General features: G+C 64.2%; 22 protein-coding genes. 10 read left to right on the top strand and 12 right to left on the bottom strand.

Features of this window, described 5'->3' with window-relative positions; all coding sequences use genetic code 11:
* The first annotated feature begins 107 nt into the window (after positions 1–107).
* From ACWGS9_RS02720 to ACWGS9_RS02705, 4 genes are all read left to right on the top strand, one after another.
* Positions 108–1748: a N,N-dimethylformamidase beta subunit family domain-containing protein gene (locus tag ACWGS9_RS02720; protein ID WP_454503772.1), complete on the top strand. Its 1641-nt coding sequence runs from the start codon at positions 108–110 to the stop codon at positions 1746–1748.
* 1 nt (position 1749) lies between these two features.
* Positions 1750–3132: an aminotransferase family protein gene (locus ACWGS9_RS02715; RefSeq protein ID WP_454503771.1), complete on the top strand. Its 1383-nt coding sequence runs from the start codon at positions 1750–1752 to the stop codon at positions 3130–3132.
* 220 nt (positions 3133–3352) lie between these two features.
* Positions 3353–3844, top strand: coding sequence for a GNAT family N-acetyltransferase (locus ACWGS9_RS02710; RefSeq protein ID WP_454503770.1), 492 nt, complete (start codon positions 3353–3355; stop codon positions 3842–3844).
* A gap of 2 nt (positions 3845–3846) precedes the next feature.
* Positions 3847–4875 (top strand): histone deacetylase family protein, encoded by a 1029-nt coding sequence (locus tag ACWGS9_RS02705; RefSeq protein ID WP_454503769.1) that lies wholly within the window; start codon positions 3847–3849, stop codon positions 4873–4875.
* Positions 4876–4880: 5 nt separating this feature from the next.
* On the opposite strand, the gene ACWGS9_RS02700 is transcribed toward ACWGS9_RS02705, so the two are convergent.
* From ACWGS9_RS02700 to ACWGS9_RS02690, 3 genes are all read right to left on the bottom strand, one after another.
* Entirely contained in the window at positions 4881–6149 is a 1269-nt protein-coding gene (locus tag ACWGS9_RS02700) for a cysteine desulfurase-like protein (protein ID WP_454503768.1), read from the bottom strand.
* A gap of 57 nt (positions 6150–6206) precedes the next feature.
* Positions 6207–7274, bottom strand: a complete 1068-nt coding sequence (locus ACWGS9_RS02695; protein WP_454503767.1) for an aldo/keto reductase — start codon at positions 7272–7274, stop codon at positions 6207–6209.
* Positions 7275–7653: 379 nt separating this feature from the next.
* Entirely contained in the window at positions 7654–8190 is a 537-nt protein-coding gene (locus ACWGS9_RS02690) for a hypothetical protein (RefSeq protein ID WP_454503766.1), read from the bottom strand.
* A 312-nt stretch (positions 8191–8502) separates the two neighbouring features.
* Between ACWGS9_RS02690 and ACWGS9_RS02685 the strand changes: the two genes are divergently transcribed.
* Positions 8503–8667, top strand: a complete 165-nt coding sequence (locus ACWGS9_RS02685) for a DUF1127 domain-containing protein (RefSeq protein WP_112098519.1) — start codon at positions 8503–8505, stop codon at positions 8665–8667.
* Positions 8668–8786: 119 nt separating this feature from the next.
* Here the strand turns inward: ACWGS9_RS02685 and ACWGS9_RS02680 are convergent, their stop codons facing one another.
* On the bottom strand, positions 8787–9293 hold the full coding sequence (locus ACWGS9_RS02680) for a DUF1993 domain-containing protein (RefSeq protein WP_454503765.1): 507 nt from the start codon (positions 9291–9293) through the stop codon (positions 8787–8789).
* 141 nt (positions 9294–9434) lie between these two features.
* Between ACWGS9_RS02680 and ACWGS9_RS02675 the strand changes: the two genes are divergently transcribed.
* Positions 9435–10484: a DUF1176 domain-containing protein gene (locus ACWGS9_RS02675; protein WP_454503764.1), complete on the top strand. Its 1050-nt coding sequence runs from the start codon at positions 9435–9437 to the stop codon at positions 10482–10484.
* A gap of 16 nt (positions 10485–10500) precedes the next feature.
* Here ACWGS9_RS02675 and ACWGS9_RS02670 read toward each other — a convergent pair whose 3' ends face one another.
* The 7 genes from ACWGS9_RS02670 to ACWGS9_RS02640 form a co-directional block, all read right to left on the bottom strand.
* Entirely contained in the window at positions 10501–11388 is an 888-nt protein-coding gene (locus ACWGS9_RS02670) for an alpha/beta hydrolase (RefSeq protein WP_454503763.1), read from the bottom strand.
* A 33-nt stretch (positions 11389–11421) separates the two neighbouring features.
* Positions 11422–13038, bottom strand: a complete 1617-nt coding sequence (locus tag ACWGS9_RS02665; RefSeq protein ID WP_454503762.1) for an NTP transferase domain-containing protein — start codon at positions 13036–13038, stop codon at positions 11422–11424.
* Positions 13035–13739 (bottom strand): XdhC family protein, encoded by a 705-nt coding sequence (locus tag ACWGS9_RS02660; protein WP_454503761.1) that lies wholly within the window; start codon positions 13737–13739, stop codon positions 13035–13037. The genes ACWGS9_RS02665 and ACWGS9_RS02660 overlap by 4 nt, the downstream gene beginning before the upstream one ends.
* Before the next feature lie 5 nt (positions 13740–13744).
* Complete coding sequence (locus ACWGS9_RS02655; protein WP_454503760.1) at positions 13745–14083, bottom strand: XdhC family protein; 339 nt, start codon at positions 14081–14083, stop codon at positions 13745–13747.
* Positions 14084–14165: 82 nt separating this feature from the next.
* Positions 14166–15416: a vWA domain-containing protein gene (locus tag ACWGS9_RS02650; RefSeq protein WP_454503759.1), complete on the bottom strand. Its 1251-nt coding sequence runs from the start codon at positions 15414–15416 to the stop codon at positions 14166–14168.
* A 5-nt stretch (positions 15417–15421) separates the two neighbouring features.
* A complete protein-coding gene (locus ACWGS9_RS02645) occupies positions 15422–16345 on the bottom strand; it encodes an AAA family ATPase (RefSeq protein ID WP_040981224.1) in 924 nt (307 codons plus the stop codon).
* 29 nt (positions 16346–16374) lie between these two features.
* Positions 16375–16869, bottom strand: a complete 495-nt coding sequence (locus ACWGS9_RS02640; RefSeq protein ID WP_454503758.1) for a flavin reductase — start codon at positions 16867–16869, stop codon at positions 16375–16377.
* Positions 16870–17061: 192 nt separating this feature from the next.
* On the opposite strand from ACWGS9_RS02640, the gene ACWGS9_RS02635 reads away from it, so the two are divergent.
* Complete coding sequence (locus ACWGS9_RS02635; protein WP_454503757.1) at positions 17062–18132, top strand: branched-chain amino acid ABC transporter substrate-binding protein; 1071 nt, start codon at positions 17062–17064, stop codon at positions 18130–18132.
* Entirely contained in the window at positions 18132–19148 is a 1017-nt protein-coding gene (locus ACWGS9_RS02630) for a P1 family peptidase (protein ID WP_454503756.1), read from the top strand. Before ACWGS9_RS02635 ends, ACWGS9_RS02630 begins: the two co-directional genes overlap by 1 nt.
* 84 nt (positions 19149–19232) lie before the next feature.
* Here ACWGS9_RS02630 and ACWGS9_RS02625 read toward each other — a convergent pair whose 3' ends face one another.
* Complete coding sequence (locus tag ACWGS9_RS02625) at positions 19233–19490, bottom strand: DUF2171 domain-containing protein (RefSeq protein ID WP_454503755.1); 258 nt, start codon at positions 19488–19490, stop codon at positions 19233–19235.
* Between the two features lie 188 nt (positions 19491–19678).
* Between ACWGS9_RS02625 and ACWGS9_RS02620 the strand changes: the two genes are divergently transcribed.
* Together ACWGS9_RS02620 and purB are read left to right on the top strand one after the other, a co-directional pair.
* The gene (locus ACWGS9_RS02620) at positions 19679–20203 is read left to right on the top strand and encodes a hypothetical protein (protein ID WP_454503754.1); all 525 of its coding nucleotides are present in this window, start codon (positions 19679–19681) and stop codon (positions 20201–20203) included.
* A gap of 61 nt (positions 20204–20264) precedes the next feature.
* Complete coding sequence (gene purB / locus ACWGS9_RS02615; RefSeq protein ID WP_454503753.1) at positions 20265–21572, top strand: adenylosuccinate lyase; 1308 nt, start codon at positions 20265–20267, stop codon at positions 21570–21572.
* The last annotated feature ends 61 nt before the right edge of the window (positions 21573–21633 follow it).

Here is a 21633-nt window from a genome sequence, read left to right as displayed (position 1 = left end):
CGTTTGCCGGATACCGCCAAGCGCATGTGCCTGCTGGCCCGATGCTTTCCATTTGACGCTCGGCCGGCCAATGGTCTCAATGACGGCCTCGTGACCTCAGGTGTTCCTTGACGCAACTGCCCACCGAATTCCCCGATTTCGGGCTGACGCCCGAACAGCGCCGCGAGGCAGTGCGCGGCCACTACTACGAACGGCCGGGCATGGACGGCTCGAGCGGCGAGATCTGGTGCTACAGCGACCGGTTTTCCTATCGTCGGGGTGAGACGGTGACGCTCTATGTGAGCTCGACGGCGCCGCAATTCAGCATCGTCATCGCCCGTGACGGAGCGGTTGAAACCAAAGTCCTCGAGAAAGGCGGCCTGTCGGCGCGCTGGCAGGACACACCCGACCAATGCTCGGTCGAAGGCTGCGGTTGGGAAGCCTCGTTCGAATTCAGCATTGGCGACGACTGGCCATCCGGCGCCTATCGCGTCACGCTCTTGGCCGATGGTCGAGACGGCAAGCCGATCCAGAGCCATCACCTCTTCATCGTCTCGCCCCAGCCCGGCCGCAAGCCCGGCCGGCTGCTGCAGGTCGCCGCGACCGGCACCTGGCTCGCCTACAACACCTGGGGCGGTTCCAACCATTATCAGGGCATCACCGGCCCGAACCGCGACCAATATGCGACCATGGTGTCGACGCAGCGCCCCTGGTGCCGCGGCTTCGTCCTGCTGCCCAAGGATGCGCCGCGCGTGCCGCTCGAGGTCGCGGTGCCCCAGAAAACCGTGCCGCGCTATCCGCATATGGAATGGGCCTTCGCCACTGGACATTCGAAGAAATACGCCTCTTCCGGCTGGGCGAGCTATGACAGTCATTTCTTCCGCTTCGCCGAGCGAGACGGTTACGCAGTCGATCTCGCCAGCCAGCACGAACTGCATTTCTCGCCGGAAATCCTCGACGGCTACGACTGCGTCGTCTTCGTCGGTCATGACGAGTACTGGACATGGGAGATGCGCGACGCGGTCGACGCCTATGTGACCGGCGGCGGCCATGCGGCGCGCTTCGCCGGCAATTTCATGTGGCAGACCAGGCTCGAGGACGAAGGCCGCCGCCAGGTCTGCTACAAATACCGCGCCCGCGCCGAGGACCCCGCCTATCGCGGCGGCGACGTCACCCGCGCCACCAATTCCTGGGAAGCGCCGGAGATCGGCCGTCCGGGCAGCGCAACCTTCGGCCTCAACGCGACCAGGGGCGTCTATGCCGGCTGGGGCGGATGCGCGCCGCGCGGCGTGCGCGGCTTTCCGGTCTATCGGCCCGAGCACTGGGCCTTCGCCGGCACCGGCATCTATTATGGCGACCTGCTCGGCGCCGACAGCCATGTCTATGGCTATGAGGTCGATGGGCTGGATTTCGAGATTCGCGGCGGCCTGCCCTACCCGAGCGCGGCCAGCGGCGCGCCGAACGGCCTGCAGGTGCTGGCCGTCGGCATGGCGAGCCAGGTCGAGGAGAGCGCCGATATCCCGATCGAGGACCAGTTCCTCACCGACGAGGATGGCCGCTTCACCGCCGAGACTTTGTTCGGCGTGGCCAGCGATGCCAATCTCGACAAGGTCAGGCGCGGCAGCGGGATGATCGTCAATTTTCCGCGCGGCAAGGGCGAAGTCTTCCATGCCGGAAGCTGCGAATGGGTCGCCGGCCTGCTAAGGCGGGACGCGATGGTCGAACGCGTGACCAAAAATGTTCTCGACCGTTATCTCGGAAAGTCATGACATGCCGAAGTCCCAAGCCAAGCCCTCGCCCGAAATCGAAGCACGACCGCCGTCGCATCTGTTCTATCTCTCCAACCTGCGCCGGCCCCTCGTCGACCGCGCCGAAGGCATCTATTTCTGGACCAAGGACGGCCGCCGCTTCATCGACGGCTCGAGCGGACCGATGGTCGCCAATATCGGCCATTCCAACCGCAATGTGCTCGACGCCATGAAGCGGCAGATGGACAAGACCACTTTTGCCTACCGGCTGCATTTTGAGAACGAACCCGCCGAAGAACTGGCGCGCGAGCTGGCCGGAAAACTTCCCGAGGGCATGGACCGCATCTTCTTCGTTTCCGGTGGTTCGGAAGCAACCGAGTCCTGTATCAAGCTCGCCCGGCAATGGGCGGTTGCCACCGGCCAGCCCAAGCGCTGGAGGGTGATCACCCGCTTCCCCTCCTATCATGGCGGCACGCTGGGCTCGCTATCCGTCACCGGCGACGATGCGCTGGCCGAGACCTTCACCCCGATGATGCGGGTGATGCCATCGGTGCCGGCACCGACGGCATGGCGCGACCGCGACAACCTTTCGATGGAACAGCGCGGCATCCGCTACGCCGACATGTTGGAGGAGAAGATTCTCGCCGAAGGCCCGGAAAGCGTGCTCGCCTTCATCATGGAGCCGATCGGGGGTGCGGCGACGGCGGCCCTCGTCGCGCCCGACAGCTACTATCCGCGCATCCGCGAGATCTGCGACCGCTACGGCATCCTTCTGATCCACGACGAGGTGATGAGCGGCGCCGGCCGCACCGGCAAATTCCTCGGCGGCGACCACTGGAACTGCAGGCCTGACATCGTCGCGCTGTCGAAGGGCCTGGGTTCGGGCTACGCGCCGCTCGGCGCCCTTGCCGCGCCGATGCGCCTGGTCGAGCCGCTGCTTGCGTCAGGCGGCTTCCAGCATGGCCACACCTATGCCGGCAATCCGCTGGCCTGCGCCGCCGGCCTTGCCGTCCTTGGTGAAATGGACCGGCTCGACCTGATCGCCAAAGCAGCCGCGATGGGCGGTGTGCTGATCGCAGAGTTGAGGGCGTTGCAAAAACGCTTCCCCTTCATCGCCGACGTGCGCGGCAAGGGCTTGCTGCTCGGTGCCGAAATGGTTGCCGATCCGGAAACCCTGAAGCCCATCGACCCGGCCAGCAAGGCGACGCAGCGCCTGCTCGATCACGCTTATGCGCGCGGCCTGATCATCTATGGCCGCAAAGTCAAGGGCGGCGTCGATGGCGACAATTTCATGGTGGCGCCACCGATGATCATCACAGCTGAGCAGATCGGCGAGATGATCGCCATCATCGGCGACTCGCTGGAGGCGCTGGCGGAGGAACTCGATCTGCCGGTGGTGGGGTGAGCGGATGGCGTTTGAGACATCCTGAGATGTTTGCGATCCTTCGCACCCCCCTCTGGCCTGCCGGCCATCTCCCCCGCAAGGGGGGAGATCAGCTGTGTTTTTCGCTTTCGCCAATTTTCAGCGTTGCAGAATTGGCGGCAAGGCCAAAACTGCCAATCTCCCCCCTTGCGGGGGAGATGGCCGGCAGGCCAGAGGGGGGTGCCTGGGCGCCGTACTTGTCGTGAGCGTGATTACCCTCCGCTCCGGCACCGTCGACGACGTCGAGACCATCCACGCAGCCCTGCTGCGCCTCGGCACCCATATCGGCGCGCATCAGGAAATCACCTCGACGCCCGATGACCTCCGTCGCTACGGCTTCGGCACAAACCCCGCCTTCTCGACACTGATCGCCGAGATCGGCGGCGAATTCGCCGGGCTTTGCCTGCATTTCCCGATCTTCTCGACCTGGATGGGCCGTCCCGGCGTCTATGTGCAGGATCTTTATGTCGAGGACCGCTTCCGCGGCCGCCGGATCGGCGAAAAACTGCTGCGTCGCGTGGCCAGGGAGTGCCGCGCTGCGGGTGGCGTTTATCTGAGGCTGTCCGTCGATTCCGACAATGAAACGGCCAAAACCTTCTATGAAAAACTGGGCATCGCCTGGTCGAGTTACGAGCAGGTGCAGAAGATCGTCGGCGACGCTTTCTTCGCCTTTGCCGAGACGCCGGAGGAATGACGATGAAAGCCTTCTATGCCGAGGAGCAGAAACGCCACGATCCGAGGGCCTTCCTCTCCAGCGGCGCGCCGCAGCCCAACCCGGAAAAACCTGAGCGGGTCGAAAGATTGTTAGCCGGCGCAAGATCGGCCGGGTTGGCGGTCGAGCGACCCGGAAATCACGGCCTTGGCCCCATCGCGGCGGTGCACACGCCTGAATATCTGGACTTCCTCGAGCACATCTTCGAACGCTGGCAGCGCATCGAAGGCGCCTCGGCGGAAGTCATCCCGAACATCCACCCGATCGCCCGCAACGGCTCATATCCGGCCTCGGCGGTCGGCCAGGCCGGCTACCACATGGCCGACACCGCCTGCCCGATCTCGGCCGAGACCTGGAACAGCGCGCTGTGGAGCGCCTGGAGCGCGGTGGAAGCCGCGGAGGCGGTAGTGGCCGGCGCGCCATCGGCCTATGCGCTCTGCCGCCCACCGGGCCACCATGCCTTCGCCGACGTGGCCGGCGGCTTCTGCTTCATCAACAATTCGGCGGTCGCCGCGCAGGTGCTGCGCAAGGACGCCGCGCGCGTCGCCATCCTCGACGTCGACCTGCATCACGGTAACGGCACGCAAGGCATCTTCTACGCCCGGCCCGACGTGCTCACCGTCTCGCTGCACGCCGATCCGGTGCGTTTCTATCCGTTCTTCTGGGGCCATGCCGACGAGCGCGGCCAAGGCCCCGGCCTCGGCTACAATCTCAATCTGCCGCTGCCGCGCAAATCCGGCGACGCAGCGTTTCTCGAAGCGCTGGCCACGGCCTTCCAGCGCATCCGCGCCTTCGCGCCGGAAGCTCTGGTCGTGGCGCTCGGCCTCGACGCTTTCGAAGGCGATCCCTTCGGTGGCCTGTCGGTGACGACACCGGGCTTCTCGCGCATCGGCGAGACGATTGCCGGGCTCGGCCTGCCGACGGTCATCGTCCAGGAAGGCGGCTATCTCTGCGATGCGCTCGGCGACAACCTCACCGCTTTCCTGACCGGTTTCGGCGGCGGGGAGGCCTAGACAGCTTAAGAACGTTCCTGCCTCAGCATCGCGATCACGCGGTGCACGCTTTCCAGCGTCTCCCTGATCTCGGCCGCCGTATTATAATGGGCAATGCCGATGCGCACGACGCCTTGCTCGGCCGGTATGCCGAGTTGGTGGACGATCTCCCACGCATAATTGTGGCCTGACCACAGGAAGATGTTTTCGGCATTCATCTGCCGCACGATCGTTTCCGGCGCAATGCCTTCGACGGTGAAGGAAACGGTCGGCACCCGGTCGACGAGGCGCTCCGGATCGGTGATGCCGCGGATGATCAGGCCTTCGATATCGGACAGGCCTTCGATCAGTTGCCGGGCCAGCGCGTTCTCGTAGGCGATCGAGACCTCGAACGCCCTGGCGATCCGCCGCCGCCGCGATCCGGCCTCGCCAGCGGCAGCGCCGAGATCGGCAAAATAGTCGACGGCGGCCGTCAGTCCAGCCATCAGCTCGATCTGCGGCGTGCCAAGTTCGAAACGCTCCGGCAGGCCGTTCGACGAGCAGCGGCATTTGTAGGGCTTGAGACCATCGATGACGTCGCGGCGCCCCCACAATATGCCCATATGCGGCCCGAAGAATTTATAGGCCGAGCAGATCAGGAAATCGCAGCCGAGCGCCTTAACGTCGATCAGCCCGTGCGGCGCGAATTGCACGGCATCGACATAGACCAGCGCTCCGGCCTGCCTGGCAATCGCCGTCAGCGCCTGCACCCGGTTGATCGAGCCGGTGAGGTTCGAGGCGTAGTTCAACGCCACGAGCCGCGTCTTTTCCGAAAGCAGCGACTGCAGAGTTTCTTCCTCGACTTGCCAGCTCTGCTCGTCGAACGGCAGGAAGCGCACGACGAGGCCGAGATCCTCGCCAAGCTGCAGCCAGGGCGAAACATTGCCTTCATGGTCCATGCGCGTGACGATGATCTCGTCGCCGGTCTTCATCGTCCGGCCAAGCGTGCGCGACATGTGATAGGTCAGTGTCGTCATATTGGCGCCGATCACGATCTCCTCGACGCTCGCGGCGTTGAGGAAATCGGCGATCGCGGCATGTGCGCCGTCGACCACGTGCTGCGCTGCAACGGTGGTCTCGAAGAATCCGCCGAGGTTGGCGTTGGTGTTGAGCAGGCAGCGCGATACCGCGTCCGCCACCGTCTTCGGCACCTGCGTGCCGGCGGGATTGTCGAGATAGATGCGCCGGCGCCCTTTGTCGGTCAGCGAAAGTGCCGGAAATCTGCCGCGCACGGCCTCGATCGGAAAATCTGCCATTGCCTCCATCCCCCTGTTCTCTCTATGATTTTCTTGTCTTTTCTCAACGATTCCCGATCACGGGCAAGGATTGCCGACGCGCTGATGGATGGCGTCGACCGCCTTCTGCATCTCTTCCGTCCAGGTGACGCCCGCCGAGGACAGCGCCGTGTCGAGCTGCGCGATGGTGGTCGCGCCGACGATGTTCGCCGTCACGAAGGGCCGGCTCGCCACATAGGCGTTGGCGAAGAGCGCCGGCTCCATGCCGAAGGAGCGCGCCAGCTCGTTGTATTCGACCTGCACCTCCGCCGCATTTGGCGTCTCATATCGCTGGCCGCGGTTGAAGAGCTGTGAGCGCGAACCCAGCGGTCGCGCGCCATGATCGTATTTGCCGGTGAGATAGCCCTGGGCCAGTGGCGAATAGGGAAGAAACGCGATCTCTTCGCGTTCGCAGACCTCGGCAAGATTCACCTCGAAGGTGCGGTTGACGAGGTTGTAGGCGTTCTGCAGCGAGGCGACTCGCGGACCGCTGCCCTTCTCGGCCTCGAACAGAAACCGCATGACGCCCCAGGAGCTTTCGTTCGAGAGCCCGAGATGGCGGATTTTTCCCGCTTTCACCAATTCCTCGAAGACAGCGAGCGTTTCGGCAATCGGCGTTTCGCCTATGGGCGCAGCCGCGGCGTCGGCCCGGCGCGCCACCGCCCCGACGCGCGTCGGGTTCGAGCCCCACGGAATGTCCCGGTCCGGCCAGTGGATCTGATAGAGGTCGATATAATCGGTGCCGAGCTTGGTCAGCGATTTCTCGACCGCGTCGAAAATGTCGGCGCGCACCAGCTTCGACGGACCATCGCCGCGGAACCATGTGTTGGCCGTGCGGCCGACCACTTTCGAGGCAAGGATGACCTTGTCGCGGTTGGCGTTGGCCTTCATCCAGCTGCCGATGATCTTCTCGGTTCGCCCTTGCGTCTCGGCCTTGGGCGGGATCGGGTAAAGCTCGGCCGTGTCGATGAAATTGACGCCGCGCGAAAATGCCAGATCCATCTGCGCATGGCCTTCGGCCTCGGTGTTCTGCTGGCCCCAGGTCATCGACCCCAGGCAGATTTGCGAAACAAGGAGATCGGTCCGACCGAGGCGGCGTTTGTGCATGGAATGTCTCCGGCGGGGAGGTCTTGCGCGGCTGCGCGGGGAGGAAATTGAACATAGGGCAAAACGCTTGCGTTTTGCAAAGTTGCACAGGTGGAGATTGGCCGAAGCGCCAGTCAGTTCGTCATCCTGGGGCGGAGCAAGGAGCGAAGCGACGCCGCGCAGCCCCCCGGGATCCATGCCATGACATCAGAGCGTTGCTACGCTGCAGAATTCTGCTCCGCTGCACTTCTCGGCTGAGGTAACGGCATGGATCCTCGGGTCTTCGCTCCGCCTCGCGTCGCTACGCCCAAGGATGACGAATTTTGTGGAGGCTCCAGCCAATTTCAAACGCTTACGATGGTTCACCGAAGCGAACCGCTGAAATCTTTGACGGAGGGAACTACCGCCTGGCCCCGGCCAGGGCCCGCCGCTTTGCCTCGTCGATCAGCATGTTGGCCACCTGCATGCGGATCATGGCCCTCTGACGCAGATGCGGCGCGACCCGATCCGGATGATTGGCGAAAGCGAAATTGCGGCGGATGCGGCCGAAATCGGCATTCTTGGCCGGACGGTCGAGGCCGAGCTCACCGGCAATCGCTTCGGGATCGATCGGCGGCAGCCTTTCCTCAGGCCGGCGCTCTTCGCCGGCAAGCGCCAGTTTTGCCTGGTCGAGAAGTGCTGCGAACTCGGCCGCTAGATCGGTGCCTTGTTCGCGATATTCGGCGGCGACGCTCTCGCCCGCGACCTTGATGCGGCCGGAATGCAGTTCATCGGCCACGGACAGATAGTCGAACGGAATGGATGGCCGGGCGCCCTCGTCCTCGCCTTTCTCCGAGGCGACGATCAGGTCGTCGAGCAACGATGCGAAATCGAGCTTGTTCCCGGTGCCGATCTCAGCCTCCCTGTCGTCACGGCATGCGTTGATGCCGCTGAACATAGGGCGCCCTCGTTAAAAATGACTTCTGGCGATATTAACAATTGCAGGCGTTTATGCCGACCGGAGGCATCAAATAAAAAGCCGGACCGCATTTTCGTGCAGTCCGGCAAGGTCGCCAGGAGTGGCGAGGAAAAAAGCCAGCCATGTGCCGGCACTGGTGCCTACGGTTGAGCCTGCCGAAAAGTTTCACGAAAAATCGATTGTGGCGGAAAAAATTTCGTGCGGCATGGCAGCCATGCAATTGCTGCACTGCACAATTTTAACAAATCGCCTATATTCTGTTGTCGGGAGGACCAACGGGGCAACTGAGTCATGGGGTTCTTCACTGAAATGTTCGCTCGGCCGCGGCCGCAGGAACACCAGCGTTACCGCGCGGCGCTCGCGCTTCTGAATGCGATGAGCAACACGGACCGCGCCGATATCGGCATCAAGCCGGCGGATTTTCCGCGCATCGCGCGCGAAATGTCGATCCGCTGAGGCTGCGCTAATGCATGTCGTCCGAAAGTGTGCCGCAGTTTCGGGACATGCATCAATATAAAGCTCGGCCGACAAGAGGTTTCCCGGCGCTGCCGGGAAACCCTTAAATCACTGCTCCGTCAACGATTTCCCAAAAACGTCTGCTTGCCGAGCGGCACGCCATTGTGGCGCAGGATGTCGTAGGCCGTTGTGACATGGAAATAGAAGTTCGGCATCGCCAGGTGCAGCAGGTATTGCAGGCCGGGCAGCGTGGTTTCGCGTCCACCGACCCTCACCTCGACTGTCCTGTCCGCCGATCCCTCCAGATCGGCCGCCGCAAACGATGCCAGATGATCAAGCGTCTTGGCGATTCGGGCCTGTAGCTCGGCAAAGCTCGTTTCATTGTCCTCGTATTTCGGCACCTCGCGGCCGGCGAGCCGCGACGGCGCGCCCTTGGCATGGTCGGTGGCGATCTGGACCTGCCTCGTCAGCGCAAACATGTCCGGCGCCAGCCGCGCGGTGAGGAACACTTGCGGATCGATCTTGCGCTCGCCGGCATTCTGCTCCGCCGCCGTCAGGACGCTGGCCAGCGCCTTCAGCCGGGCGGAAAAGACGCCCACCGATATATCGTACATGGAAATGGTCACGGGTAATCTCCCTGGCGGCCCCAGCGCCGCGGGCCGTGAGCTAGCGCCTCCGGCTACGATTCTTCAAGCAGTCATGCCCCGGGGTCACCGCGTCGCCGCAATCGCCGTGGTAGTATTTTCGTTATCGAGCGGAGATTCCCGATGAGACGTGTCCTTCTCGCTGCGGCTGCCTTGTTCTCCCTTGCCAGTATCGGCCAGTCGGCGCTTGCAGCCGACGCGCCCTATCTCGACGACAGGTCCAGCGCCGATGCGGTCATCCGCTCGCTTTACAGCGCCATCAACCGCCACGAATTCGCCCGCGCCTGGGGTTATTTCGGCGATACAAAGCCGGCAAAAGACTTCAACGCCTTCGTCAAGGGTTACGACGGCACCGATAGCGTTGAAGTGAAGACCGGCGGCGTATCGGACGAAGGTGCGGCCGGCAGCATCTATTACAGTGTCCCTGTCGCCATCAAGGCCACCGACAAGAAGGGCGAGGCCAAGGTTTTCGCCGGCTGCTACACACTCCGGCAGGTCAATGCGCAGATCCAGGAGCCGCCCTTCCAGCCGATCTTCATCGACAAAGGCGCTCTGAAGCCGTCGACCGAGGATTTCGACAGCGCCTTACCGGCAAGCTGCGGCGACGGCCCGCCACCGCCGAAGAAGGACGAGGCGCTGGAACAGGCCAAGAAGGCGTTCCTCGCCACCTACGGCGACCAGTGCGACAAGCAAGATCCGGACGGCAAGCCGACCGGCGAACCGGCCGCTCATTCCATCCACTACAAGGACAAGGACGCCCAACCCAGCGACCCGGAGCGCGTGACGCGGCTGTTCCGCTTCTTCTGCTCGATGGCCGCCTACAACGAGACCGCGGTCTACTACATCTCTGACGACGTCAACGGCGTGACCCAGCTGCAGTTCACCGAGCCGGATCTCGATATCCGCTACGAGCACAACAACAGCGAAGGCAAGGTCGAGTCGATCCACATCATTGGTTTCAAGACGAGCGGCTGGGCGACCAACTCCGACTATGACGACAACACCAAAACCATCACCACATCCGACAAGTGGCGTGGTGTGGGGGACGCCTCCTCATCGGGAACCTATCTGTTTCGCAATGGCGACTTCTCGCTCGTCCAGTATGACGTCGATGCATCCTATGACGGCGAGATCAATCCGCAGACGATCATCGACTACAACACCGCCCCTTGAACACGGAACGCGCTTGTCAGGGCGCGTTCGTCAGCATCCAGTTCAGCGTGCCGCGCCAGTCGACCATGCGGATCGGCGTGCCATGCGTGCCGGTCTCGAAGCGGACAAATCGGGTCGGATAGGACTTCCTGGCGAGGATCGAGCGGAAGAAAGCTTCCTGCTTCTCCACCGGGAAAACCACGTCATGGCTGCCCTGACCGAAGAATACCGGCACGCGGCGATTGAAGGCGGGGCTGGTCAGAAAGCTGTCATCCCATAGTGAGCCGAGCAGCAGCAGACCGTTGATGCGGCTGCCCGTATCCTTGCGCGCGGCAAGCTTCCAGCAGATCATCCCGCCCATCGAGCCGCAGGCCACGAAGATCTTCGCGCCTGGCGACGTCTCTGCATAATGATCGATGAGCGCCGCAACCTGCGCCGCGCCCTTGTCGCCGAAATCGGGGAAATCCGGCGAAAGATAAAGGCCGTTATTGGCCGCCATCAGGTTCTTGATCCGGTTGAAATTGCCGCCGAAGGTGAAGTCGTCGACGCCCTGCTTGCGGCTGCCACCCTGGCCGTGCAGGTAGAGCACGATGATCGAAGCGCCTTCCGTTTTGCCGACCGCGACATGCCTGACGTCGCCGGCATCGGTCTTCAGCATCAGATCCTGCTGCACCTTGCGCACGCCGGGATCGGTATATTGCGCATGCACGCGCTTTTCCGGCACCTCGTCGCGCTGATTGATGTCGCGCATCTCGCGATAGTCGAGGACGGTGTAGGCGCCGTTGTCGCCGGTCGACAGCGTCGCCGGATAAGCAAAGAGGTCGTCCTTGAACGATTTCAGGGACAGCGTCTGCCCCTCGGCGGCCGAAAGGGAAAGCGCGGTCGCGGCAGTCAGGGCGAAGAAAAGTCGGAAACGGAAAGACATGCCAAGAGCCATGCGAAATTCGGATCCGCTTTGTCAATCCTGCAGAACGCCGCCCGCCCCTTCCAGCGCCTCTCGCGTATCGACATCGATCGAGGCGGCCTGCCCGATCTCGACATCGATGACGTCAAGCCCCTCGGCTTCGACCAGATGGCGCGCGCCGGTATCGCCCTCGAGTTGCGCGACGGCCGCGAAAAGCGATCGCGGCAGGAGCACCGGATTGCCGCGCTTGCCCTGATGCGAGGCGCGCACCACGGCGTGACCGCCGGAGCGGCGGAACGCGTCGATCAGGCTGTCGAGGTCCGTCGACGAAATGCCCGGCATGTCGCCGAGCACGATCATGGCGCCGGCCGCATCGGGTGCGACCTTTGCGATGCCAGCCTTCAACGACGAGGCAAGGCCGTCGGCGAAATCGGGATTGTCCGCGACTGTCACGCGAAGACCGGCAAGCGCTGAGCGCACGCGCTCGCGCTGATGTCCGGTGACGACGACGGTGCCGGCGGCCTTCGAGCCCAGCGCACGCCCTGCGGTGCGGCGCACAAGGGGCTCGCCGTCGAACAGCGCCAGAAGCTTGTTCGGCCCGCCCATGCGGCTCGAACGGCCGGCGGCCAAAAGCACGACATCGACTTTCAGCGCCGATCTTGCCGGCTGCGGTGTCGGCTCGCGCGGCTGCGGCCTGGTCGGGATTTCCATCAAAAGCCCGCCGACGCCCATGCCGGCAATATCGCCCGCCGTCACCTCGAGCCCGGCAATCAGGCGATCCAGCACCCAGTCGAAGCCATTCTCCTTCGGGCTGCGGGCACATCCAGGCGCGCCGACGACGCGCTTGCCGTCGAGCGTTCCCAGCACGAGCAGATTGCCGGGATCGACCGGCATGCCCGCGCGGATGACCGTACCACCGGCCCGTTCGATCGCGGCCGGCACGACATCGGCGAAATCGCTCATCGCCGAGGCGCCGAAGATCACCACCATGTCATTGTCGCGCGCCAGCGCGGTCGCGGCCGCCGCGACCGGCGCCACCTCATGCGGCGTGCGCCGTTCGGCCGTCAGCCGGCCACCGGAGCGCGCCAGCCGCGCCTCGGTGACGCGCACCGTCTTGTCGAGCACGCTCGGCTTGACGCCGGGAAGCACCGTCTGGATGACGCCGACATTGATGGGGCGATAGGCGTTGACGGCAAATATCTCGCGGCCGGCGCAGGCCTTCACCACCGCATCGACCAGGCTTGCGGCGACGGCAAAGGGGATGATCTTCACCGTCGCCACCATCTGGCCCTTCTCGACCGGCGCGTGCTGCGCCAGCGTCGCGATGGTGATGGCCGGATCGACGGCATTGATGGCGTCGATCATCCCGGCGTCGACGGTAAAGACGCCCGCTGCCCCTGCATGCAGGTTCACCCGCCCGGTCGCGGCCGGCTTGACCTCGATGTTGCGGTGGCTCATGCCGGCTGCGATCCTGGCGGCAGCGGCATCCTCGCCGAGATCGTCCACGGCAAGAACCGCTGCCACGACTTCACTGATGCCCGCCGCCTTGAGCGCCGCGACATCCCCGCTGCTCAGCCGATGCGCCTTGCGGAAGCGTTTTTCACCGGCGGTGGTCGCATGCGCCAGCACCGCGCCTTCCGCCTGATCGATTGGAACCGGCCCGAATTTCACGCCACGGCGCCTTTTGCTTCGAGACCGCGCGAGCGGAAAGCGTAGATGGTCTGCGCAAGGACGGCGACAGCGATCTCAGCCGGACTTGCAGCGCCGATATCGAGACCGATCGGCGCATGGATGCGGGCGATCTGGTCGGCGCCGGCGCCGAGCGCCAGCAGGCGTTCGACACGCTTGGCGTGGGTCTTGCGGCTGCCGAGCGCCCCGACATAGAAGCATCGGGCGTCGAGCGCCGCCTTCAGCGCGAAATCGTCGATCTTGGGATCGTGCGTGACGGCCGCAAGCGCGGTGTAGCTGTCGAGCGGCGCGCGCTTCAGCACATCCTCCGGCCATTCGGCATGCAGCGCGACGTCGGGAAAGCGTTCCGGGGTGGCGAAGGCGGTGCGCGGATCGATGATCTCGACGGGATAGCCGGCGATCCTGGCCATCGGCGCCAGCGCCTGGCTGATATGCACGGCGCCGATTACCACGAGGCGCGGGCGCGGCAGATGCGCGTTGAGAAAGAACGTCCGCCCTTCCGCCTCCACCGACCTCGAATTGCCGGTGCGGAACGCGCTGGCGATTGCCGCCCCGAGATCGCCCGCAACATGGTCGCCCTCGCGCACGATGCGGTCGCGGCCGTCGCCAAGGTCAGTGACCAGCACCGCGGCGCGGCGGGCGCGGCGTTCTTCGTTGAGTGTCTTTAGAACATACGGATCCACGATGGTCAGCCCAGCCGCTCGACATAGACCTTGATGCGGCCGCCGCAGGACAGCCCCACCTGCCAGGCGGTCTCGTCGGCGACGCCGAACTCCAGCATCCTGGCCTTGCCCGAGCCAATGACGTCGATCGCCTCCGTCACCACGGCGCCCTCGACGCAGCCTCCGGAGACCGAACCATGGAAATTCCCCTCGGCGTCGATGACCAGATGGCTGCCGACCGGGCGCGGCGCCGAACCCCATGTCTCGACCACGGTCGCGATGGCGACATCCTTGCCGTCCTTCATCCAGCCTTCCGCGATGATCAGGGGATCGCGGGCTTCATCGAGATAAATGCTCTCTTCCATCGTCGGTTCTCACAAAGTCTGTTTTTCAAGGGAAACTTTAGTTTTCCCTTTGGGAAACGAATGTTTTCCCCCGGACATATGGCTACGCGGCGCGCCTCCCGCCAGTTTGCAGCCAGCGGCGCGGATCGACCGCAACCGCCGGCCGCTGGTCGAGAGAGGCGCAGAGATCGGCCAGCGCGTCGAGATTGTGCACTGCCCGGAACTCGTCGACATGCGGCAGCATCGCCTTCACGCCGCGGGCCCTCGCCTCGAACCCGTCGAAGCGCAAAAGCGGATTGAGCCAGATCAGCCGCCGGCAGGATTTATGCAGCCGCTCCATCTCCTCCGACAGGCCGGTGACGTCGTCGCGCTCCAGCCCGTCAGTGATGAGAAGCACCACGGCGCCCTGCCCCAGCACGCGCCGCGACCACAGCCGGTTGAACTCGGCGAGCGTGTCGCCGATACGGGTACCGCCCGACCAGTCCTTCACCGCCGCCGAGCATTCGGCCAGCGCCTCGTCCGGATCGCGATGGCGCATCTGCCGGGTCAGGTTGGTCAGCCGCGTGCCGAAGACGAAGGCATGCACGCGGCGACGTTTCTCCGTCAGGGCGTGCAGGAAGTGCAGGAAGATGCGGGTATACTGGCTCATCGAGCCCGAAATGTCGGCCAGCACGACCAGCGGCGGATGCACTTCGCGCGGAGAACGGAATTTCGGCAGGATAAGCTGGCCGCCGGTGCGCGCCGCCGAGCGCATCATGGCGCGCGGATCGATGCGGCGTCCCTGTGCGTCGGCCTTGAAGCGCCGCGTGCGGATCAGGTCGAAGGGTAGGCGCAAGGCCGCGATCGCCTTTTTGGCCTCGGCCATTTCGCCGGCGTCCATCTGGGCGAAATCCTTGCCGCGCAGCACCTCGTTGCCGGAAAAGGTGAGGCGCGCGTCGACCTCGATCTCCGGCACTTCCCGAACCGGCTGGCTTTTCTGGTGGCCTTCGAACATCGCCTGGCTGACGCGGTTCTCGGCCGCGCGCGGCTTCTGCTTTTCGCGATCGTCCGGCGCGACCGGCGAAAACATCGCCAGCAGCTTCTCGATAAGCTCGCGCGATTTCCAGAACAGGCGGAAAGCCTCGTCGAAGACCGGATGATCCTCGTGCCGCGAGACCAGCACCGCATGCAGCGTCCAGTAGAAATCGTCGCGCGAGCCGATGCCTGCGGCAAGCACCGCCTCGATGGCGTCCTTCACCGAGGCCGGGCCGACGCGCATGCCGGCCTTGCGCAGCGCCCGCGCGAAATAGACGATATTGTCAGCGATGCGCCCATCCGCGGTCGCTTCCCTGGGCTCCGGGCGCGCTACAGGCATCGCGCCTACTCCGCCGCCGAAAGCTCGGCCTTCACCTCATTGAGGATACGCCGGCCCTCGCCCTCGCCGATGCGGGCAATGTCGTCCTGGTATTTCAAAAGCACGCCGATCGTATCGGACACGGTTTCCGGATCGAGCGCCACCTTGTCGAGCTCGGTCAGCGCACCGGCCCAGTCGATGGTTTCGGCGACGCCGGGCGCCTTGAACAACTCGATCTGGCGCAGCTTCTGGATGAAGGACACGACCTCCGCCGACAACCGGCGGTTCGCCTGCGGCACCTTGCGCCGAACGATCTCCAGCTCGCGCTCCGCATTCGGATAGTCGACCCAGTGATAAAGGCAGCGCCGCTTCAGCGCGTCATGGATCTCGCGCGTGCGGTTGGTGGTGATGATGACGATCGGCGGCTCTTCCGCCTTGATCGTGCCAAGCTCCGGAACCGTGACCTGGAAGTCCGACAATATCTCGAGCAGGAACGCCTCGAACGCTTCGTCCGTGCGGTCAAGCTCGTCGATCAGGAAGACCGGCGCGGCGCCCGCCTTGCCGGTCAGCGCGTCGAGCACCGGGCGGCGGATCAGGTATTTTTCGGAAAAGACGTTACGCTCCATATCGGAGCGCACGACCTTGCCAGCCGCCTCTTCCATGCGGATCTCGATCATCTGGGCGGCATAATTCCACTCATAGACGGCTGAGGAGACGTCGAGCCCCTCATAGCATTGCAAGCGGATCAGCCGGCGGCCGAGCGCGTCGGCCAGCACCTTGGCGATCTCGGTCTTGCCGACGCCCGCCTCGCCCTCGAGGAACAAGGGCCGCTTCATGCGCAGCGAAAGAAACAGCACTGTCGCCAGCGAACGGTCCGCGACATAGTCCGCGCCGGTCAAAAGATCGAGCGTTTCGTCGATCGATTTCGGCGCGGGGCGCGGCGCGGTCATCTTGTCTCCGTGGATCCCGCTTGCACGTTTCAAAGAAAATGGTAGCCGCGGTTGTGGTAGATCAGCGGCCGCAAATTATCGCCGATGCGCAGGCCTGTCACCTTGCCAAAAAGCACACGATGGGTGGCCAAATCCTTGCTGTCGATAATCTCGCAGTCGAACACGGCCAGCGCGCCTTTCAACGTCGGCGCCCCGCTGGAGATCACATCCCACTCCCCAAGCGCGAAGCGCTCGTCCGCCGGCAGGCCGGTGATGCCGGAAAAGCCGACCGAGACGGCTTCCTGGTCCGAGGCCAGGGTGTTCAGCGCGAACTTGCCGTTTTTGATGAAGGCTTCGTTCTTGGCGTTCTCGCGGTTGAGGCAGACCAGAACCATCGGCGGCGTGTCCGAAACCGAACAGGCGGCGATCACCGTCGCGCCTCGCTTGCCGCCCGGACCGTCCGTCGTCACAACATGCACATGCCCGGCAAAATGCGCCATCGCATCGCGATAGTGCTGCGGCCCGATGTCATTGATCTTAAGCACCCGATAATCCACCTGTCGAAACCAGTTCGTTATATATGGCGGCATATTGCACGCCACAAGTTTCCTAGCACGGGCGAAGTGCTTGACTGCAATCCGCAAATTCGCGTGTTGCGCGGCGCTTAGCCAGCCTTTAGGTCTTTGCTGCAATAGTGTCGGGACTGTATTCCCGGCATGGAGGATCTCTTAGCCCGAATGCGTCTTCTCACGACGACATCAGCTGTGCTGCTCTGGCTGTCACTGGCCGCGAGCGCTGACGCCGAGAAGCTGGTCGGCGTTGCGGCGCCGCTTTCCGGTCCATCGGCGATCCTGGGCAAAGAGGTCGAGGCCGGCGCCGGGCTGGCGGCGGAGGCAAACGGCATCGCGATCAAGTCCGTTGACGATGCCTGCACCGCCGATGGCGGCGCCGCGGCGGCAAAGGAATTCGTCGACGCCAAGGTTAATGTCGTGGTGGGCTTTCTCTGCACCGAGGCGATAGAGGCCGCGATGCCGTTCCTGAAGGACGCCAACATTCCGGTCATCACGGTCGGCGTGCGCACTGAAAGCCTGACCGACCGACGCGCCAAGACCGGCTGGCTGGTCTACCGGCTCGGCCCGCGCGGCGACGATGAGCGCAATGCGGTTGCCGCAAACCTTACGCAGCTCTGGCGCGACGACCTGTTCGCCATCGTTGACGACGGCACCATCTATGGCCGAGAGATGGCTGAGACTTTCCGCGCCGCGGCCGAGCAGGCGGCGCTGAAGCCGGTCTTCGTCGACACGTTCCGACCTCAGCTCGACAACCAGATCGGATTGATCGGCCGGCTGAAAAAGGCCGGCGCGACCAAGGTGTTCGCCGGCGGCGACGGCGACGATATCGCGATCATGGGCCGCGATGCCGCCCAGCTCGATGCCGGCATCACCTTTGCCGGCGGCGAGAACCTGCGCGCGCCGCCAGGCGCTGTCCCCTACGCCGTCGGCACGCTGATGATAGCGCCGCCCGAATGGTCGGAGATCGCCGACCCCAGAATTGTGCAGGCCTTCGGCGCAAAGAACATCGCGCCGGATGGCTATGCCCTTCCGGCCTATGCCGCGGTCGAGGTCGCCAGGGCCGCGCTGGCTGGCGCGGAAAGCTCCGGCCACCTGCTCGGCGAAGCACTGACCGGCCATGATTTCACGACCGCGATCGGCGCCATCCGCTTCGACGACAAGGGTGATCTCAGCCGGAACCCGTTCCGCGTCTACCGCTTCGACGGCACGCATTTCGTGCCGCTGGAGGGCAACTGATGTTCCGCACCGGTCCGCGCAACCTGATCACTGACGTTGCGGGCTTGAGCGTCGGCAACGCGGCCGATGCCATGCTGAAATCCGGCGTCACGGTGGTGCTGTGCGATGAGCCTGCCGTTGCCGGCGTCCAGGTGCTGGGCGGCGCGCCGGGCACGCGCGAGACCGACCTGCTCGAGCCGCAGAATTCGATCGCCACGATCCATGCCGTCGTTCTGTCAGGCGGCTCCGCCTTCGGCCTCGACGCCGCCTCCGGCGTGCAAGCGGCGCTGCGCGAGAAAAACATTGGCGTCGAGGTGGGTGGCTTCCGCGTGCCGATCGTGCCGGCCGCGATCCTGTTCGACCTGCGCAATGGCGGCGACAAGGACTGGGGCCGTTATCCGCCCTATCGCGAACTCGGCTATGAGGCCGTGCAGGCGGCAGCAGTGGATTTTGCCATCGGCACGGCCGGTGCCGGCACCGGCGCGCTGACCTCCGGGCTGAAAGGCGGGCTGGGCTCCGCCTCGACCGTTCTTGACGGCGGCGTCACTGTCGGCGCGCTCGCCGCCGTTAACCCGACCGGCTCGGTCACGGTCGGCCGCAGCCGCCATTTCTGGGCGGCACCCTTCGAGATCGGCGACGAGTTCGGCGGCCTGGGCTATCCCGCTCCGCTGCCCGAAGACGCCAGGAAGATACGTTTGAAATATCGCGACAGGCGCGTCGGCGGCGAGGCCGAAGGCTCCAACACCACCATCGCCGTGATTGCCACCGACGCCGTTCTGACCAAGGCCGCGGCCAAGCGACTGGCGATTTCGGCGCATGACGGATTCGCCCGCGCCATCTGGCCGACGCATACGCCGGCGGACGGCGATCTCGTCTTTGCGCTGGCGACAGGCAGGAGCGGCATCGAGCTCAGCGCCGATGCCGCGATCGATCTGTTCGCGACAGCCGGCGCGACCATGGCGCGCGCCATCAGCCGCGGCGTCCATGCCGCGACGCCCGCCGCCGGCGATCTGTTTCCGGTCTGGTCGTCGCGCTGACCGACGCATTTCCAGAAAAAGTGTGTAGCGGTTAGGCTCGGCGACTTCGCCGAGCCTTCGTCCGGAATTGCGTAAAAACAAAGATCAGGTTGGATCGGATTTTTCTTCCTCGAAGGTGACGGCGACATCGGAATTCGCCGACAGCCAGACCTTCGGCCCGTCGATCTCCGCAACCAGGGCGAGCGAAATGTAATGGTGATGGCCCTTGTGCGAGCCCATGCCGCTGTCGGCCTTGGTCAGCTTGATCCGGTCACCCTCGACCTTGTCGACGGTGCCGATATGGACGCCGTCGGCGCCGATCACTTCCATATGTCCGCGTATCTTGCCGATGTCGGTGCTCATGCTGGTCCTCCGCTGGATGGCGATTTGCCCTTTCGGATGCGAGACGGCCGACAATAACAAATGAACGCCGGATTGGATGCATTGCTCGGCACATCTCGTTCACCATGGCGCGATAGGCATGACGTCCATGAGACAGATGCCAAACCGATCACGCCCGGACACGTGGCGCGCGATATGGCTTGCCGCCGATGACGCCGCTGCAGCAGGTTCCCTTGCGCCGCGGCATCACGGCTCGGTTGCGTGCTGCTATTCCATCGGCAAGCGAGGCTACTGTGGGAACCTTGCTTTGGGGCATGGCCATGGGTGCCAGCGCGCTGACAAATCTTCTGCTGGCCGCCTGGGAAACGCCCGACCGGGTCCGTTTCGTTGCGCTGCCTTATGTGCTTGGCAGCGTGCTTGCCTTTCCGGTTGGGCTGACGCTGGCCAGGCTGGTTTCTCGCGACCGCCATTGGGAAACAGCCTTCGCCGCGGCATTCGTGTCGCTTCTGGCAATGACACTCGCCTTCACCGGCGGCCTGTTCGCGCTGCAATATCGTTCCTGTTATGCCGAGTGGCATGCGCCGGCGTTTACGCCGACCTGGGCATTCGAATTCGCCTTCACCATGCTGACCGCGCTCTACCAGTTCGCCGTGCTTGGCGTGCGGCTCTATTTTCCGCTGGGTTTTGCGGCACTTGTCGCGGCAAGCATCTGGTTTGCGCGGCAGCGGCGTTGAGCATCGGGCCTGCCTCTGTTAGGACGCGGCCAGCGCTTATCTAGGCAGGATTGAAAAACGGATGATCCCTCGCTATTCCCGGCCGGAAATGGTCGCCATCTGGTCGCCCGAAACCCGCTTCCGCATCTGGTTCGAGATCGAGGCGCATGCCTGCGATGCGCTGGCGGAACTGGGCGTCATCCCGAAAGAAGCGGCAAGGACGATCTGGGAAAAAGGCGGCGCGGCCAAATTCGACGTCGCAAAGATCGACGAGATCGAACGCGTCACCAAGCATGACGTCATCGCTTTCCTGACCCACCTTGCCGAATTCGTCGGGCCGGATGCCCGCTTCATCCACCAGGGCATGACCTCGTCGGATGTGCTCGACACCTGCCTTGCCGTGCAGCTGACGCGCGCCAGCGACATCCTGCTTGCCGACATCGATGCCCTGCTTGCGGCGCTGAAGCGCCGCGCCTTCGAGCACAAGGACACCGTCACCATCGGCCGCAGTCATGGCATCCACGCCGAGCCAACCACCTTCGGGGTCAAGCTGGCGCAGGCCTATGCCGAATTCTCGCGCTGCCGCGAGCGGCTGGTGCATGCGCGGGAAGACATCGCGACCTGCGCCATTTCCGGTGCCGTCGGCACCTTCGCCAACATCGAGCCTTATGTCGAAGAGCATGTGGCGGCAAAACTTGGGCTGAAGCCGGAGCCGGTGTCCACCCAGGTGATCCCGCGCGACCGGCACGCCATGTTCTTTGCCACGCTGGGCGTGATCGCCTCGTCGGTCGAACGCCTCGCCATCGAAATCCGCCATCTGCAGCGCACCGAAGTGCTGGAAGCGGAAGAGTATTTCTCGCCGGGCCAGAAGGGCTCGTCGGCGATGCCGCACAAGCGCAACCCGGTGCTGACCGAAAACCTCACCGGCCTTGCCCGCATGGTGCGCGCCTACGCCATGCCGGCGATGGAAGATGTGGCGCTCTGGCATGAACGCGACATTTCGCATTCCTCGGTCGAGCGTATGATCGGGCCGGATGCGACGGTGACGCTGGATTTCGCATTGGCACGCCTTACCGGCGTCGTCGACAAGCTGCTCGTCTATCCCGAGAACATGGAGAAGAACCTCAACACGTTCCGCGGGCTGGTGCATTCGCAGCGCGTGCTGCTGGCACTGACCCAGGCCGGCCTGTCACGTGAGGACGCCTACCGGCTGGTGCAGCGCAACGCCATGAAAGTGTGGGAACACGGCGCCGATTTCCTCGAGGAACTGCTTGCCGACAAGGACGTCACGGCCGCCCTGCCCGAAGCAGAGATCCGCGAGAAATTCGACCTCGGCTACCACACCAAGCATGTCGACACGATCTTCAAGCGGGTGTTCGGAGAAGCTTGAGGTCGTGCAAAGCGTGCGTTCGCGTCAAGCTGGAGCACCCCTCATCCGTCTTGTCGCTTCG

It is taken from the genome of Mesorhizobium sp. Arg314, from assembly GCF_053714275.1.
Note: the sequence above shows the minus strand (reverse complement) of the source record. Positions and strands in the feature narration are given on the sequence as shown.